The sequence below is a fragment of the Acinetobacter sp. CIP 102136 genome (assembly GCF_000369685.1).
GTDB classification, from domain to species: domain Bacteria; phylum Pseudomonadota; class Gammaproteobacteria; order Pseudomonadales; family Moraxellaceae; genus Acinetobacter; species Acinetobacter fasciculus.
Genome location: NZ_KB850136.1, coordinates 1 through 13,491 on the forward strand (window position 1 = coordinate 1; position 13,491 = coordinate 13,491).

The window sequence follows — 13,491 nt, forward strand, 5'->3', positions numbered from 1 at the left end:
ATTAACATAATACACCTTATACGAAATGTTTTGTAAAAACCATTCTAAAACAATGTCTTATGGATGTAAAAACAGCCTAAGCAGTCACGCTCAGGCTGTTTTAGTGATTTTTCATGTTCCACGCTTAATAAGTGAGCAATGTTCCACACTTTTGATTAGCTCAATTGAATAATCAGGATGCCTGGTCTTTTTCTTTTTGGCGTTCATCCAGCTCTTTCTTCAGTGCCTTTTTATCCTGGTACGATGCAATCAGCATAATCGGGATCAGCAGCGGAGCCACAATAATGCCCAGGGCAATGTCTTTCAGTTTCGGCATGATTTCTCTCCCTAGATTGCTCAGTCATGATCAAAAACAGCATTTAGCACACGGCCAAATAATCCACGTTTTTTGTGTTGTGGCACTGCCACATTTTGCAACGTGGCATGCTGTAGCGTTTGGGTGTGGTATGCCGTAGTTTCTTGCTGTGGCACTGCCACATTTTCTGCAATATTTAATTCATTATTCTTTTTATTATCATTGTCTTGTTGTGTTGTCGCATGCTGTGGTAGGTCGGTGTCGCATGCCGTAGCATCTTGTTGTAGTGCTGCTGTGGCAGGTGCAACACTTTTCAGCTCAATGAGTGTTTGCATACGGTCAATTTGTTGCATTAACCGTTCTTCACGTTCTTGGTATTTTTTGACTTCATTTTCTAAATGGGCAATAAGTTTTTTTGTAAATTCATCACCTTCTTGCTTAGATGATTCAATTTTTTGAGATGTTTGCTCCGGTTCTCCAAAGCATCGTATGACCTCTGCTAGATCGAATTGTCCATCACTGGAGCGTGATAAACGTCCATTACGTACAGCTCTGTAAATGGTTGATCTATCCACATGAAATTTTTTAGATACTTCACTTAGTGATAACTTAGCCATTTACGGTGTCCTTTTTATTTGATGGCATGTATCCCACTTTTTTTAGATATGGGGATAGTTCTTTGATTTTTTCAGGGTCTTGTAGCATCTCAGCAATACGAACAGCAAATTGAGGATAGCTTTCTGTTCCTTGTGAATAGCGACCCATTTCAGGGAGTTCTGAAAGTTTATTTGCAAACATATGCCGTTGAGCATCGGTCATCTTTGAAGAAAGTTTCAAAGTATTCGGATCTCTTTCTATTGATGTGCTGTCCTTCTTTTTCTGTTTAAAGTTAAAAGAAAATCCTGAAATTGATCGACCTCTTTTGTGTTGTTCATACTTCACTGTGATATCTGTATGTTCGTTAATTTGTTTAATAGCGAGCTCAAGTACACTAGTTTTAAAGCGTTCCATACGCTTGTACTCAGTATCGAGTACGCCAATTCTTTGACGGAAATCACTTAGCTCTATAATTGGAGTAGAGCCCGTACTTCTCCAAGCAATTAATAACTCATATAAACGAACAGCATAAGCACTACTGAGATTACTAACTTGCTGCAATTCATATTTAGTAAAATGCTCTTCTAAGCGGGTAATTAATGGAACTATGGCAGGGGCAAAAATAAGCTTAACCACTGCTTCATTATCTACATATCCAATTTCACTAACCCAACGGGATCTATAGTTCTCAATATTCCCTCTTTCATTTATTTTTTGATAGCTGAATTGTCTTGCAAACAAATCATTACAGGCATCTTTTAATGCCTGATAAGCGGTATTGCGATGTACACCAAATTGATTGATATAGCTTTCTGCATGGACAGTTAAGGGATCATTAGCATTAATCCCTTTCCCACTTTCTCTTGCCTCAACAATAGCTAATAAAATTAAACGTTGTTCTACTAAATCTAAGTTATAACTTGCATTAATTAAAGCATTGTCTTTTACAACTAATTCTCTCATGAAGCACCAGTATTATTTATTATGCTATGACACCTTAATTAATTTTAGTGCTATAAGCAAGGTAAACGGTGTCATATTGCAAGGTAAACGGTGTCATATTGCAAGGTAAACGGTGTTATATTGCAAGGTAAACGGTGTCATATGAAGTCTAGGAGCCTTCATTTACAAGGTTTTTAGCTTACCTAAAAGCATTTAAAAACTTTAAAATAATTAAAAGCCCAAGGAAGGAAAAATTGCCCTTGGTTTTCGCTACGCTCAAACTCTATTGAATCTCGCTTTCGCTCGATTCTGAGGGGCAATTTTTTGCTTAATTCAGTTGTAAATTAAAGGAAAAACAAAAGCTCCATCGTTCGCGCACTTCGTGACGCTCTTCATCTCCCGTTTAGACCAATAATGGGAGCCTGTAATCAGGGAAAAAGTGGCGGCAAAATTCACTTACAACTGTTCGCTCGTAGACACTCGCTCTGTAACTTGTTGTTATTTTTTAAATATTCTTAATAACAGTGAGATTAATAGTAATTTTTTGATTTATTAACGGCATTAGTTGAAACACAGGATGAATATAGCTTTATTTCTTCACCATTTGAACCACATTGATTTTTTATTGTTCTTTAGTGTCAATGTACCGTTTTGATTGCTTCGTTCAATCTGAGTGATTCTGTGCGTTTTTAGAGATTCAAAAGTAAGCCCTCGTCTGAGGGCTTGATTCTTATTTTGTGAAAATCATTAGATTTCGACTGTTCACAGTATATTCATAGGTTGGACTTTCTAAATAAAAACAACTAGATACTTTTGGACCAGCAGTTAACTCAAATTGTTTCTTCGGCAACATACTTTGACAATAATCACTATTTTCAGGATGAAAACCGAAATTGTTGAGAGCATCTTTCAATTTGATATAGCCAAGAGCTTCGTTTACTGTTGATTCAGATGCATTTTTTACTGCATAAGCAATACCAACGGCAGTTGCAGTAAAACCGAACCAAGCAATAAGGAAAATTACAATCCAATTTCTCTTTACAATGGCTTTTTCTTTGCTGACATGCTTTTGATAATCCTGTTCTCGTTGCATGTGCATTTCGTGTGATTCTTTCGTTATTGCTATTGCTTCGGCTTGTTGTTTTTTGATGTGTTGTATCCAATTTTGATGTGTTGTATCACTTTCTTTTTTGAATGAATGTAGATCATTTAAGATTGTTTTTTCAGTGTGTTTGAGAGTTGAATCAATGTTTTTAAACGCTTTGTTTGTAAGTGTTTGAGCTACTTCGTTCGCTCCTATTTCAATGCCTGCTACGGTTTCTCTGAAAACATGATTCTTCAATTGTGATGAAACATCTGTGACGACATTATCTGCAATTCTTGTTGAAACGATTTTTGAAAAACTATCTGCAATGTTTGCTACTTCTGTTTCTAATTCTTCGATTTTTTTTCGTGCAATGTTTGTTGCTGCATTCATATTTTCTAAATATTTCGTGCTTGAATTACGTAAGTGATTGCTTAGCTGTTGTGCTTGTTGATCTGCATTACTGAGCTTTTCGATGATGTGATCTAGTTGTAAATTTTTTGATTGTTGCTGAGTATTAAGAACTGAGTTTTCTATTGATTTGATTTGATTAGTGACTGTACTTAAACGCTTGTCGATGTTCTCGATATTGCTGAAACTCGATGCAATCTTGTTGTCGAAAGTTGATAGCGTTTCGATCAATTTTGGAAAATTTGTGCTGACTACATCTGTTTTTGATGTAAGCAATTTCAATTGTTCGAGTAGCTCTGATTTTGCTTGCTGTGCTTTTTCATCTGAGCTTTCAATCGTGTCGACAATTGCAGTCAAAAGATCAATAGTTTCGTTACTTGCAGTCATGTGACTTCCTTATTTATTAATAATTAAAAGGGTGAGTAATCGTTGTCGTTGTCTTGTTGCTTCGGCTCGGCCAGGGGAGTTGGTGGATCAGCTTGCTTTTGCTTTAAACGATCTAATTTTTGTTGCAATGATTCGTGTCCGGGTGTGGGACCAGGGGAGTTGGTGGATTTTAGACGATCTAATTTTTCACGCAGCTCAGGTGGGCCAGGCTTTGGATCTTCTGCCGTTTGGGTCGGTGGTTTGAGACTGTTTAATAATTCTTTTTCAGCAAGTTTTTGACCGCTCAAGATTTTATTTGCTAACTCGAAAGGCAAAGGCACATTGATAAAATTGAGATAATCCGCCTCTGTTTGTTGCTTTGCTTTTTGACGTTTGTTGTATTCATTCACAGCCGTTTTTTGACCGCTTGCTAGAATGTTTTTTCGTGCTTCACCTTCGTGAACAGTGGCTGAAATCTGCAATCCGAGGTCTTTATATGATTTATGTGTATAGCGTTCAATTCTGTTGTTTAGCTCTAACGAATTATTAATAAATCTGCACCACTCTTGACGCATGAATTGCAAAAAATTTTGCTGTGTATTCATCAAATCAGGTTTGTCTTTTTTGATCTCTGAGCCGAATTTGATTGGATTAAAATCTTTCACTTGGTTGCCGAGCTTGAACGTGTCAGCAATCGCTTTTTTCTTACGCTTTGCTGTTAAGTCGCTTTCTGTGAGTGCTGAAATTTTGCAGTACGGAATCACTAAATGAACATGATTGTTCTGCATTTGCATACGCAAATCGTCATCATCAGACGGCAAATTATGCTTTTCGATTTCCTCTAGTTTTGCCCGTTTCTTTTTTTTGTTGTCTGGTTCGTGAATCGCAAAACTGACTGCTGTTTGATATGTATCTGTGAAATATTTGCAAAAATCTTCGACTAATTTTTTTTGATTATTTATGTCTAGCTCTGAAGGCAATGACATGATTGATGAATATGCAAGAATGTTTGTTGATGCGTGAGAGTTGTTCTCTAAATGATTATAAAATTGTTCTTCGTTCATAGCTGTTTCAATGCCGTTAGGCATTAAAAAACCTGTGTCGATCACGCCTTTTTTATTAGAAAAATTATGCTCGTCACCATTCAAGCTGTTTTGCATTTTTCGGGCTTGGATATATGCAATTGCTCGAAGTGGACTATGACCTTTGGATTTTTTAATTGCAGAAATTCGACAAGAATATTGATTACGAATAATGATTTTATCAGACATGGCTTGGCGCTTTTGCTTTGTACTTTTAAAACCTTAATTGATCTAAAAAAATTGGCAAAGCACAATGATTTTTAGATCAGAAAAAAGGTTTAAAAGTCCCCCCTTCCTTGGTTTTTTTTGGGGGGCGCACGACTCAAAATTGATATGTAGCGAAGCGGAATGTCTATTTTGGGTTAAAGTGCGCTTCATTCTACGTCATTTCTACGTTTTCACAGTCTACGCTTGCGCTTGACTGTAAAAACGTGAAATGTCGTGAATGAAGTTGTCACGTAATTCGACTATACACTACAAAAAAAACTGACCTGTATTTGGTGTTATTTTTCGATTTTTTTCACTTGTGATAATTTCAATTAATTGTTTTTTCCGTGATAGTAATATGAATATTGATTACTCTAAATGTGTCTGATGAATACTAAGACAAAATCTTTTTTACAGTATCATTTCAATAATGAGAAAGTGAAAGACTTAGGGACTCAAATCAAATTTTATGCATCATTTAACTGACTTATCGTATTTTATAAGTTTTTATTTTTGTATCTTTAAAGTACACCCTAAAGTGACGTCACAGATGTCTGAATCCGCAACCTTAAATCAATGGTTTAGAAGCCGTGGAACATCAATTTTAGTATGTTTAAATAAAGTCTTAGATTTATAAATGACAATAAAAAGCCAGTTGTATGCACTGGCTGTTGTTTGGGATTTACTTACCCATTACGATTTTTACCGTGCCTATCATAAATTAACAGTCAAAGCTGAAGAAGTGTTCTGGGAAACAAGAAAGGAATGCTTTTTGAATATCGCTGTATTCACCTTCTGGATGTTCTTCTAGATACCGTCGAGTCCAAATCAGTGTGGCTTCATAATCGTTAAAGCTTTGGTCGAGTTGTAAAAAAATCCACAGTTCATGGGCTTTTTGAATGAAAAAGTCATTGATGATCATGAGAGCAATTTTCTTTTCAGTGTTTGAATCCGGGTATGAGTACATATTACATTTCTCCGATAGTAAGGATAAATAGGTTATTTGATAAGCTATTTATAACACATAAAAATATGTGTTTGCCACATAATTTTATGTGTTTTTATGTAAATATAACCCTATGCTATAATCTCAAAACACCATTTCTATAAATTTAATTAAATGCCATATACTGAATTTCAACGTCTTGTCGGTAAAGCAGGGCTTTCAATTAAGGAATTTGCTGCCTTATTGGATATGAAACCTAATTCGATTACGAATTACAGTAAACAAGGTGTGGTTCCTACACATATTGCTGTAATCGTTGCGTTGATTTCTACGATGAAAGATGAGGGATTAGACTTCTTTCCAATTTTTGAAAAAGTTAAGTCGTATTCACAAGAATAAAACTCTCGTTTTTTGATTGTTTTAAGCTGTTAGTGATGACGTAAAAAATGCCTGAAATTCAGGCATTTTTTTGTTTCAGGGACTTATAAGCCTCGATAGAACTTTTCAATAAGTATCGAGTTGTGAGAACCAGGGTGATCATCAAACTCTTATGTTCTGAGATCTTAGGTCGAGCAATCGGTAAACCGGGCATTTCTACTTTGGGCTTACACTCGAACTGCGCATAAGAGATTTTATGTTAAATAAAAGAGCCCGATATATCGGGCTCTGATTTATCTATATGATTTAGATATCCATTTTCTTAAACAAGAAGAAAGGTAAGTTCCTAATAATCAGCATAATAAGCGCCCATTTTCCTGGTGTGTATACGGTTACTTTACCTTGGGAAATTCCTCGGACAATATCACTGGCAACTTGTTCAGGATTGGCGAGTTTCCCTTTTCCTGATATTCCGGCCGTCATAGGTGTTGCAGTGGGACCAGGCTTAATCAATGTTGCGCTTACATCAGAACCGATAAGTGCTAGGCGATGTTGTAAACCTTGTACATACTTATCAATCAGGGCTTTAGATGCTCCATAAACATAGTTTGATTTACGACCACGATCTCCTGCCACTGAGCCAATCACCCCGAGTTTTCCATGATTACGTTCAATCATGTGTTTGGCAATAATTTCAGTAAACAGTACTGGTGAAACAGCATTGATTTCTATGGCTTGCTGGCATTGAATCAAGTCATTTTGACATCGATCCTGATCTGGCAAATTGCCATGGGCAATCAATGCAAGATCAATAGCACCTTGTTGGTTGATCGAGTTGATACAGTTCTGAATAGCAGCTGCATTTAAAAAATCCACAGTCTGTAACTGTATTTCTACTTCTGGGCTACGAACTTTCAGGTCACTGGCAACGCGTTGCAGTTTTTCTTGATCACGCCCTAAAAGAATGAGTTCACAGGCATCTTGCTTGATCCAAAGTCTGGCACAGTGTTCAGCAATGGCAGAAGTACCACCTACAATTAAGATTTTTGGTTTGTTAGACATTTAGATACCCAATAGACGACGGGACATTTCCGAGCTGATGCCTGGATCCCGATATTTTAGAAATTCATTTAAGTGTGGATAGCCTGCTTCAAAGAGTGAGCGTGGCATGCGGGCATCCTTGGCCAGATAAAGCCGCCCCTGTGCCTGTTGAACAATATGATCCAGTTCATTCAGGAGTTTAAGGGTCTTTTCACCTCGGTTGGGGAAGTCCAGTGCTAAGGTCACACCTGGTTTTGGGAAACTGAGTAATCCACCAGATTCACGATCCCCGAATGTTTTTAAAACAGCCAGAAATGAACCTTCCCCTGATTTTTTAATCGCTTTGAGCATATCTTGTGTCGCTTCTTTTCCCACTTCTTTTGGAACCACACTTTGATATTGATAAAAACCTTTAGGGCCATACATCTTATTCCATTCATGCATGGCATCCAAAGGATAAAAAAATGGTTCGTAATGTACGATTTGAGGCTGTTTTTTCAGTGAATTGCCATGGAAATAAGCAAAATTAAATAAAGGTAAACTGAGTTTATTCACCAATGAAATCGGAGGAGTGATTGGAAAGGTTTTATCCTTAATTTGTGGTTCTGCTTGAGAGTGTTCATTGGCTAAATTTCCGCGTGCAAACAGTCCTTTAGCATTTGCACCGTTCATACAATCAATCCAGGATACCGTGTGCTCCCAGTCAGTTTCAGATGAGTCAGATAGTGCAAAAAACTCATCCAGATTGTGATAGGGAATAGTTTCCGAGAGGATCCAAGGACCTTTAATAGGGCGTAATTGAATTTTGGCTTCCAGAATGACTCCTGTCAGGCCAATACCTCCCAAAGTGGCATAAAACCAATCTGCTCTTTCAGTCTTGGAGCATTCAATGATTTCACCATCGCTGCGCAATAACTTGATGTACAGGACGTGGTCACCAAAAGAACCAAAAGCATGATGATTTTTACCATGCACGTCATTACCAATCGCACCACCGACTGTGATCATTTGCGTTCCTGGTGTGACAGGTAACATCCACCCCTGTGGGATAAGGGTACGATGAATATCCTGTAAGGTGCTACCCGCTTCGCAGTGCAAGATACCTGTATTTAAATCAAAAGAAATCAAATGATTCATGGCTGTCGTAAGCCATAGAATACCATTGCCATTTAGTGCTGCATCGCCATAGCTGCGCCCCATACCATGAGCGATGCCAGGATGGGTGCTGTGTTGTAGTTGTTTGGGTGTCTGTGAAGGGGTTATTAATGGGATAACTTGATGTTCTGTGTTAGAAAGTCTGCCCCAGGCCTGTATTTTTGTCATCTGTGATTTATACCGTACGAAATACGAAGCGTTTATCTAAGTAATATTTGCAAATATAGCCAATCATCAGACCAATGACGCCACCTACGTAACGCATTTCTTTCGTGGCAAAAATGGCATGAAAACCAAATTCAAAACCCCAGAAAATAATGGTCGTGAAAATCCCCATTAGGGTATACAGCATAAAGACCTTGCCATCATGTTGTGCATTTTGTGTTTTATATTTAAAAATATATTTTTTATCCAAAATATATTTAATCACCAAGCCAACGCCTGTACCCACAATAATTGAGATTAAAATATAAAAAGGGCCAGAATAAATATAACTGCAAATGTCCTGTGCTAGAATGTTAAAAAATGTAGCCACTATGGCAAAAGCGGCATAAAGTACTGCCAGTTTAATCGAATCAATCATTTATATTTAATAATGTTGTCAAACGAATGCATCATATAGCACAAAATCAGTCTTTCCTAGCGGAAATCCGTGGGCTGATAAAATTGATAAGACCAAAGCAATGGGTAAAAAATAGTTTTGTTTTTGCACCTTTGATTTTTGCGGGTGAATTTTTAAAAATAGGGTCTGTTTATTCAGCATTATTTGCCGCTTTTTTATTTTGTTTGGCTGCTTCTGCCGTCTACATTGTCAACGATTTAAAAGATATTGAAAAAGACCGTGCACATCCTGAAAAGTCTAAAAAGCGGCCTTTAGCTTCAGGTCAAGTCAGTCCCAAAAGTGCAATTATCTTATTGATCTTGATTTACATTGCACTTGGATTCTCTTGGTTCGTAGCACCCAAGGTGATTTATGTGATCTTGGTGTATTTACTACTGAATTGGGCCTATACCTTCAAACTGAAGCATGAACCTGTCATTGAAATCTTTATTGTGGCCTTTGGTTTTGTATTGCGTGTCTATGCGGGGGCTGTCGCTCTTGCTATCCCTGTTTCCGATTGGATGTTTATTACCACACTCAGTATTTCACTTTATCTGGCCTCTATTAAGCGTCGCCAAGAACTGGTACAGAGTGGATCTCAGGGACGAGGCGTTCTTGCTCATTATTCAGTTTCTCTGATTGACCGTTTTGCAGAAATGTCTGCCATTACTGCAATCGTTTTTTATAGCTTGTATGTCATGGAAGTGCAGCCACAACTGATTATCACCATTCCTTTTGTAATGTTTGGTCTGTTCCGTTACTGGTTTATCGTTGAAACCTTAAAAGGTGGTGAATCTCCCACTGATGTGATTGTTCAGGACTGGCAGATTTTACTGACGGTTGCCCTTTGGATTGGATGTTGTATTTGGGCATTATTGCCAGCTTAATTTATGTTGGATTGTTTTGTGAATTATTACGCTTATCTTGTCACCCCATTTTTAGCTTGGCTAGTTGCTGGCTGTCTGAAATTTCTTATTAATTCAATTAAGGCCAAACAACTGGCTTTTGGACTGATTGGTTATGGTGGATTACCAAGTAATCACAGTGCGATTGTGAGCAGTATGGCTGCTTTGATTGCCTTTAAAGAAGGCATTGATACACCTGCCTTTGGTGTTGCACTCACTTTGGCTTTTATTGTGATGCTGGATGCCAATAGTTTAAGACGGGCTGTAGGGAAGCATGCTGTAGCGATTAACAAGTTAGCTAAAGATGATCCTGAATATCAGCAGTTAAGAGAACGTATGGGACACAACAAAATTGAAATTTTGGCTGGTGTCTTTGTGGGCTCTTTGATAGGTTTTTTGGTTTCCTGTAATTTTATTTTTAAAGGATGTTTTTAATGTTTTTTTTGAATTATAAGAAAATTCTTGAATATTTTTTTGTTGTATTAATTATTATTTGTTTTTCATTATTTTATTTAAATATACAGCCTAAAATTTTAGCAGGAAATGGATTTGGATGGGACGGGAATGAGTATAATAAATTATATAATTATTTTTCATATGGCTATTATGATTCTTTTATTTATCCATTTTGCAATAGGGTGGGAACTCCTTTTTTAGCATTCTTAACTGGAATTAAAGATAGTAGCCATGCTTTTATGGCTGTAAATATGGTCTCTTCTGCTATATTTTCTTTTGTTATTTATCTTATAGCAAGAGTTGTTGGTTTTAATTTTTATTATTCATTATTTTCCATGTTGTTAACAATGGTGTTGTTTTTTTCACCATTGAGATTTACCCCTTATTACCCAGTATATACAGACCCTATTTTTTTATTACTACTCTCTTTGTCTTTTTTTTGTTTAATAAAACAAAGGATTCTATTGGCATTTATTTTTTTGATTATTGCCTATCCTGTTAGAGAATCTAGTATATTTGTTGCATTTATTTTTTTGATTTTCTCTATATATTTATATGGGTATAAAAAAGAAACATTGTATAAATTTATAGTTTCTATATTTTTAATGATTTCAATGAAGTATATTACTTCATACTATTTAAATTGTAATGGATCTCAGGTTAAAACTGTTTTATATTGGTTATATTTTAGGGTGACAGATCCAAAAAACTTTATATCTTATTTTGCTGCTATTAGCATGACAGCAGCTCCAATTTGGTATATATCAAAATTAGAGATTCTTTCGAAAATTGAAAAAGTATCATTATTTGGATTTATTTTTGCTGCTTTACTTTCTTTTATAGGGGGGAGTGACTCAACAAGGATTTTCTTTAGTTTTTATCCTATTTATTTTATTTTGATAATAAGCATTATTAGAAATAAAGGTTTTATTTTTTCAATTATCTGTCTTTTAGGCTATCTTGCAACTAATAATGTAACAAGAAAAATTTTAGAACCTCTAAATTATATGCCATCGATGGATGAATCTGGCTTTTTTTGGCAATTCCCAGATCATGCTAGACCAGAGGTTTCTTTGATGATTTTATGTGTCTGGTTCATTCTTTTTATGTTATACAATAAGCTTTGTAACATACTAAAAAATAATAACTTTAAAAAATATTTTTAGTACCTTTATAAAAAGTTTTTATTAAAAATGATTAATAAAAAACCCCGGCATCCTGCCGGGGTTTTTTATCGTTGCTGATTGTGCTGTTGTACCCTCTGGTCCATGTGCAATAACTTATAATTTTTGTTTTATGTTATGGAACATCCTGTTCCTGATGAGTTGATCATAGGAAAATTCCAGTATGCCGCATAGCAGCAAAGGGCCGAGTTTCATGTGAGCCAAAACGTACAAAATAGCCTAAATTTTATCCACAGCAATTGGGGATAGTTTCGCAACCTGGATCCGCATAAAATGGGCACTGATTGTTAAATTGATCATTTATTGATCAATTTTCCTGGCAAAATGTTACAGATTCGCTTAAAAACTCACCAACTTATTACAAAAGCGACTTTTTGCTGATTTATTGGTCATGACTAAATTTTTAAGTAATTGATTATTATATTAATATACAAGTGTACTTCGTATAACCGCCATTATGTTAAATGGAGTCTTTATGAGAAATTAATAATCTATGTTTGTTTGAGATTGAAGTATATTTAAAAAAATTAAGTTGTTTTTTTAAATGCATAACTTCATCTTTTAGTTTTTTGATTTGTTGGTCTCTTTCGTCCCGTATAGGGGCAGTAATTTCACCCAATTTTTTAACTAACTGGCTATATTCAATTAAGTTATTGTAGTCAAGTTCGAAATCTCCGCTTTTTATATATTTAAGTATAGTCGAGCGAGGTTTTCTATACGCTATAGCAGCATCACTGATCGAAAGTTTTTTTAAAAAATGATGATGTTGACTTAGCATATTATTTAACTTAATACATTATTAATTTGGTAGATATATATTAACAAAATTAACAAAATTAACAAATATAAGATATAAATCTTCAATTATTATTGGTTGATAATTGAACGTTTACTTTACACATACCCTACTCTGATAATTTTTCTATTATTAAATCAATACGCTTTTAAGAATTTAGGTGGTGTATCAAAAAGTATGCTAAAAAAAAGCAGGTTGAATTTTGATAAAATAGAGAAATGCAAATAACTCTAGAAATCAAATGTCCAACCTGCCTCAGTGACAGTATAAAGAAAAATGGCATCAAAGTAGATGGGAAACAAAACTACCAATGCAAAGACTGCAAACGTCAGTTTATTGGTGACCATGCTCTGAGCTATCTAGGATGTAATTCTGGCATTACTCGTAAAATATTACAGTTAATGGTCAGAGGCAGCGGTATACGAGATATCGCTGAAGTTGAGCGCATTAGTATCGGTAAAGTCTTACGGACTTTAACTGAATCGGCCTATCAAATTCAGCCTAAACAAAGTCATTATGAATCTCTCGAAGTAGATGAATTCTGGACTTTTGTTGGAAATAAAAATAATAAACAATGGCTTATTTACGCCTACCATCGAGAAACAGGTGAGATTGTTGCTTATGTTTGGGGTAAGAGAGATTTAGCTACAGTCCAAAGGTTGAAGACAAAGCTTAAACAATTAGGTATTCACTACACCCGAATTGCAAGTGATCATTGGGATAGTTTCATCACTGCTTTTAAAAACTGCAAGCAAAGTATTGGTAAGTTTTTTACTGTAGGAATTGAAGGTAATAATTGCAAAATAAGGCATCGAATAAGGCGTGGTTTTAGAAGAAGTTGTAATTTCTCCAAAAAGCTTGAAAACCATTTTAAAGCCTTCGACTTAACCTTCTTTTACATCAATAATGGCTTCATTTAATGTCAGCATACTTTTTAAAACACCACCAGAATTTATATTATTAACATAATACACCTTATACGAAATGTTTTGTAAAAACCATTCTAAAACAATGTCTTATGGATGTAAAAACAGCCTAAGCAGTC

The 13,491-nt window shown here is 35.6% G+C and carries 15 protein-coding genes; 5 read left to right on the forward strand and 10 right to left on the reverse strand.

The features are described 5' to 3' along the window. Positions 1–172 precede the first annotated feature (172 nt). The 6 genes from F893_RS18045 to F893_RS00045 all read right to left on the reverse strand — a co-directional run bounded on the left by F893_RS18045 (position 173) and on the right by F893_RS00045 (position 5,951). Positions 173–316: a hypothetical protein gene (locus tag F893_RS18045; protein ID WP_001125247.1), complete on the reverse strand. Its 144-nt coding sequence runs from the start codon at positions 314–316 to the stop codon at positions 173–175. A gap of 20 nt (positions 317–336) precedes the next feature. After that, positions 337–912 (reverse strand): plasmid replication DNA-binding protein, encoded by a 576-nt coding sequence (locus F893_RS00025; protein ID WP_005249010.1) that lies wholly within the window; start codon positions 910–912, stop codon positions 337–339. Beyond that, positions 905–1,855, reverse strand: coding sequence for a replication initiation protein RepM (repM, locus tag F893_RS00030; protein WP_001208779.1), 951 nt, complete (start codon positions 1,853–1,855; stop codon positions 905–907). Before repM ends, F893_RS00025 begins: the two co-directional genes overlap by 8 nt. A gap of 709 nt (positions 1,856–2,564) precedes the next feature. Continuing rightward, positions 2,565–3,716 carry a hypothetical protein gene (locus F893_RS00035; RefSeq protein ID WP_005249012.1) on the reverse strand — a complete coding sequence of 384 codons (1,152 nt, stop codon included), beginning with the start codon at positions 3,714–3,716 and terminating at the stop codon, positions 2,565–2,567. 23 nt (positions 3,717–3,739) lie between these two features. Continuing rightward, a complete protein-coding gene (locus F893_RS00040; RefSeq protein ID WP_005249013.1) occupies positions 3,740–4,966 on the reverse strand; it encodes a MobA/MobL family protein in 1,227 nt (408 codons plus the stop codon). A 739-nt stretch (positions 4,967–5,705) separates the two neighbouring features. Beyond that, entirely contained in the window at positions 5,706–5,951 is a 246-nt protein-coding gene (locus tag F893_RS00045) for a hypothetical protein (protein ID WP_005249014.1), read from the reverse strand. A gap of 153 nt (positions 5,952–6,104) precedes the next feature. Here F893_RS00045 and F893_RS00050 point away from each other — a divergent pair, with 153 nt between their 5' ends. Continuing rightward, the gene (locus F893_RS00050; protein WP_005249015.1) at positions 6,105–6,329 is read left to right on the forward strand and encodes a hypothetical protein; all 225 of its coding nucleotides are present in this window, start codon (positions 6,105–6,107) and stop codon (positions 6,327–6,329) included. 285 nt (positions 6,330–6,614) lie between these two features. On the opposite strand, the gene F893_RS00055 is transcribed toward F893_RS00050, so the two are convergent. Genes F893_RS00055 through F893_RS00065 form a run of 3 tightly spaced genes read right to left on the reverse strand, consistent with a single transcriptional unit; the run spans position 6,615 to position 9,087 of the window. Next, positions 6,615–7,370 carry an SDR family NAD(P)-dependent oxidoreductase gene (locus F893_RS00055; RefSeq protein ID WP_005249016.1) on the reverse strand — a complete coding sequence of 252 codons (756 nt, stop codon included), beginning with the start codon at positions 7,368–7,370 and terminating at the stop codon, positions 6,615–6,617. Next, the gene (locus tag F893_RS00060) at positions 7,371–8,672 is read right to left on the reverse strand and encodes an FAD-binding oxidoreductase (RefSeq protein ID WP_005249018.1); all 1,302 of its coding nucleotides are present in this window, start codon (positions 8,670–8,672) and stop codon (positions 7,371–7,373) included. Positions 8,673–8,679: 7 nt separating this feature from the next. After that, complete coding sequence (locus F893_RS00065) at positions 8,680–9,087, reverse strand: GtrA family protein (RefSeq protein ID WP_005249019.1); 408 nt, start codon at positions 9,085–9,087, stop codon at positions 8,680–8,682. A 26-nt stretch (positions 9,088–9,113) separates the two neighbouring features. Here F893_RS00065 and F893_RS00070 point away from each other — a divergent pair, with 26 nt between their 5' ends. The 3 genes from F893_RS00070 to F893_RS00080 are packed head-to-tail and all read left to right on the forward strand — an operon-like array spanning position 9,114 to position 11,632. Further along, positions 9,114–9,992, forward strand: coding sequence for a decaprenyl-phosphate phosphoribosyltransferase (locus F893_RS00070; RefSeq protein WP_005249020.1), 879 nt, complete (start codon positions 9,114–9,116; stop codon positions 9,990–9,992). 18 nt (positions 9,993–10,010) lie between these two features. After that, the gene (locus tag F893_RS00075; RefSeq protein ID WP_034435641.1) at positions 10,011–10,445 is read left to right on the forward strand and encodes a divergent PAP2 family protein; all 435 of its coding nucleotides are present in this window, start codon (positions 10,011–10,013) and stop codon (positions 10,443–10,445) included. Further along, positions 10,445–11,632 carry a hypothetical protein gene (locus F893_RS00080; RefSeq protein WP_005249022.1) on the forward strand — a complete coding sequence of 396 codons (1,188 nt, stop codon included), beginning with the start codon at positions 10,445–10,447 and terminating at the stop codon, positions 11,630–11,632. The genes F893_RS00075 and F893_RS00080 overlap by 1 nt, the downstream gene beginning before the upstream one ends. A 478-nt stretch (positions 11,633–12,110) precedes the next feature. Here F893_RS00080 and F893_RS00085 read toward each other — a convergent pair whose 3' ends face one another. Next, entirely contained in the window at positions 12,111–12,428 is a 318-nt protein-coding gene (locus tag F893_RS00085) for a hypothetical protein (RefSeq protein WP_005249023.1), read from the reverse strand. A 236-nt stretch (positions 12,429–12,664) separates the two neighbouring features. Between F893_RS00085 and F893_RS00090 the strand changes: the two genes are divergently transcribed. Continuing rightward, on the forward strand, positions 12,665–13,366 hold the full coding sequence (locus F893_RS00090; protein ID WP_004282344.1) for an IS1 family transposase: 702 nt from the start codon (positions 12,665–12,667) through the stop codon (positions 13,364–13,366). Positions 13,367–13,491 lie beyond the last annotated feature (125 nt).

Coding starts and splice junctions, on each gene's coding strand:
- F893_RS18045 (WP_001125247.1), bottom strand. CDS start 316: ATGCCGAAACTGAAAGACATTGCCCTGGGCATTATTGTGGCTCCGCTG.
- F893_RS00025 (WP_005249010.1), bottom strand. CDS start 912: ATGGCTAAGTTATCACTAAGTGAAGTATCTAAAAAATTTCATGTGGAT.
- repM (WP_001208779.1), bottom strand. CDS start 1,855: ATGAGAGAATTAGTTGTAAAAGACAATGCTTTAATTAATGCAAGTTAT.
- F893_RS00035 (WP_005249012.1), bottom strand. CDS start 3,716: ATGACTGCAAGTAACGAAACTATTGATCTTTTGACTGCAATTGTCGAC.
- F893_RS00040 (WP_005249013.1), bottom strand. CDS start 4,966: ATGTCTGATAAAATCATTATTCGTAATCAATATTCTTGTCGAATTTCT.
- F893_RS00045 (WP_005249014.1), bottom strand. CDS start 5,951: ATGTACTCATACCCGGATTCAAACACTGAAAAGAAAATTGCTCTCATG.
- F893_RS00050 (WP_005249015.1), top strand. CDS start 6,105: ATGCCATATACTGAATTTCAACGTCTTGTCGGTAAAGCAGGGCTTTCA.
- F893_RS00055 (WP_005249016.1), bottom strand. CDS start 7,370: ATGTCTAACAAACCAAAAATCTTAATTGTAGGTGGTACTTCTGCCATT.
- F893_RS00060 (WP_005249018.1), bottom strand. CDS start 8,672: ATGACAAAAATACAGGCCTGGGGCAGACTTTCTAACACAGAACATCAA.
- F893_RS00065 (WP_005249019.1), bottom strand. CDS start 9,087: ATGATTGATTCGATTAAACTGGCAGTACTTTATGCCGCTTTTGCCATA.
- F893_RS00070 (WP_005249020.1), top strand. CDS start 9,114: ATGCATCATATAGCACAAAATCAGTCTTTCCTAGCGGAAATCCGTGGG.
- F893_RS00080 (WP_005249022.1), top strand. CDS start 10,445: ATGTTTTTTTTGAATTATAAGAAAATTCTTGAATATTTTTTTGTTGTA.
- F893_RS00085 (WP_005249023.1), bottom strand. CDS start 12,428: ATGCTAAGTCAACATCATCATTTTTTAAAAAAACTTTCGATCAGTGAT.
- F893_RS00090 (WP_004282344.1), top strand. CDS start 12,665: ATGCAAATAACTCTAGAAATCAAATGTCCAACCTGCCTCAGTGACAGT.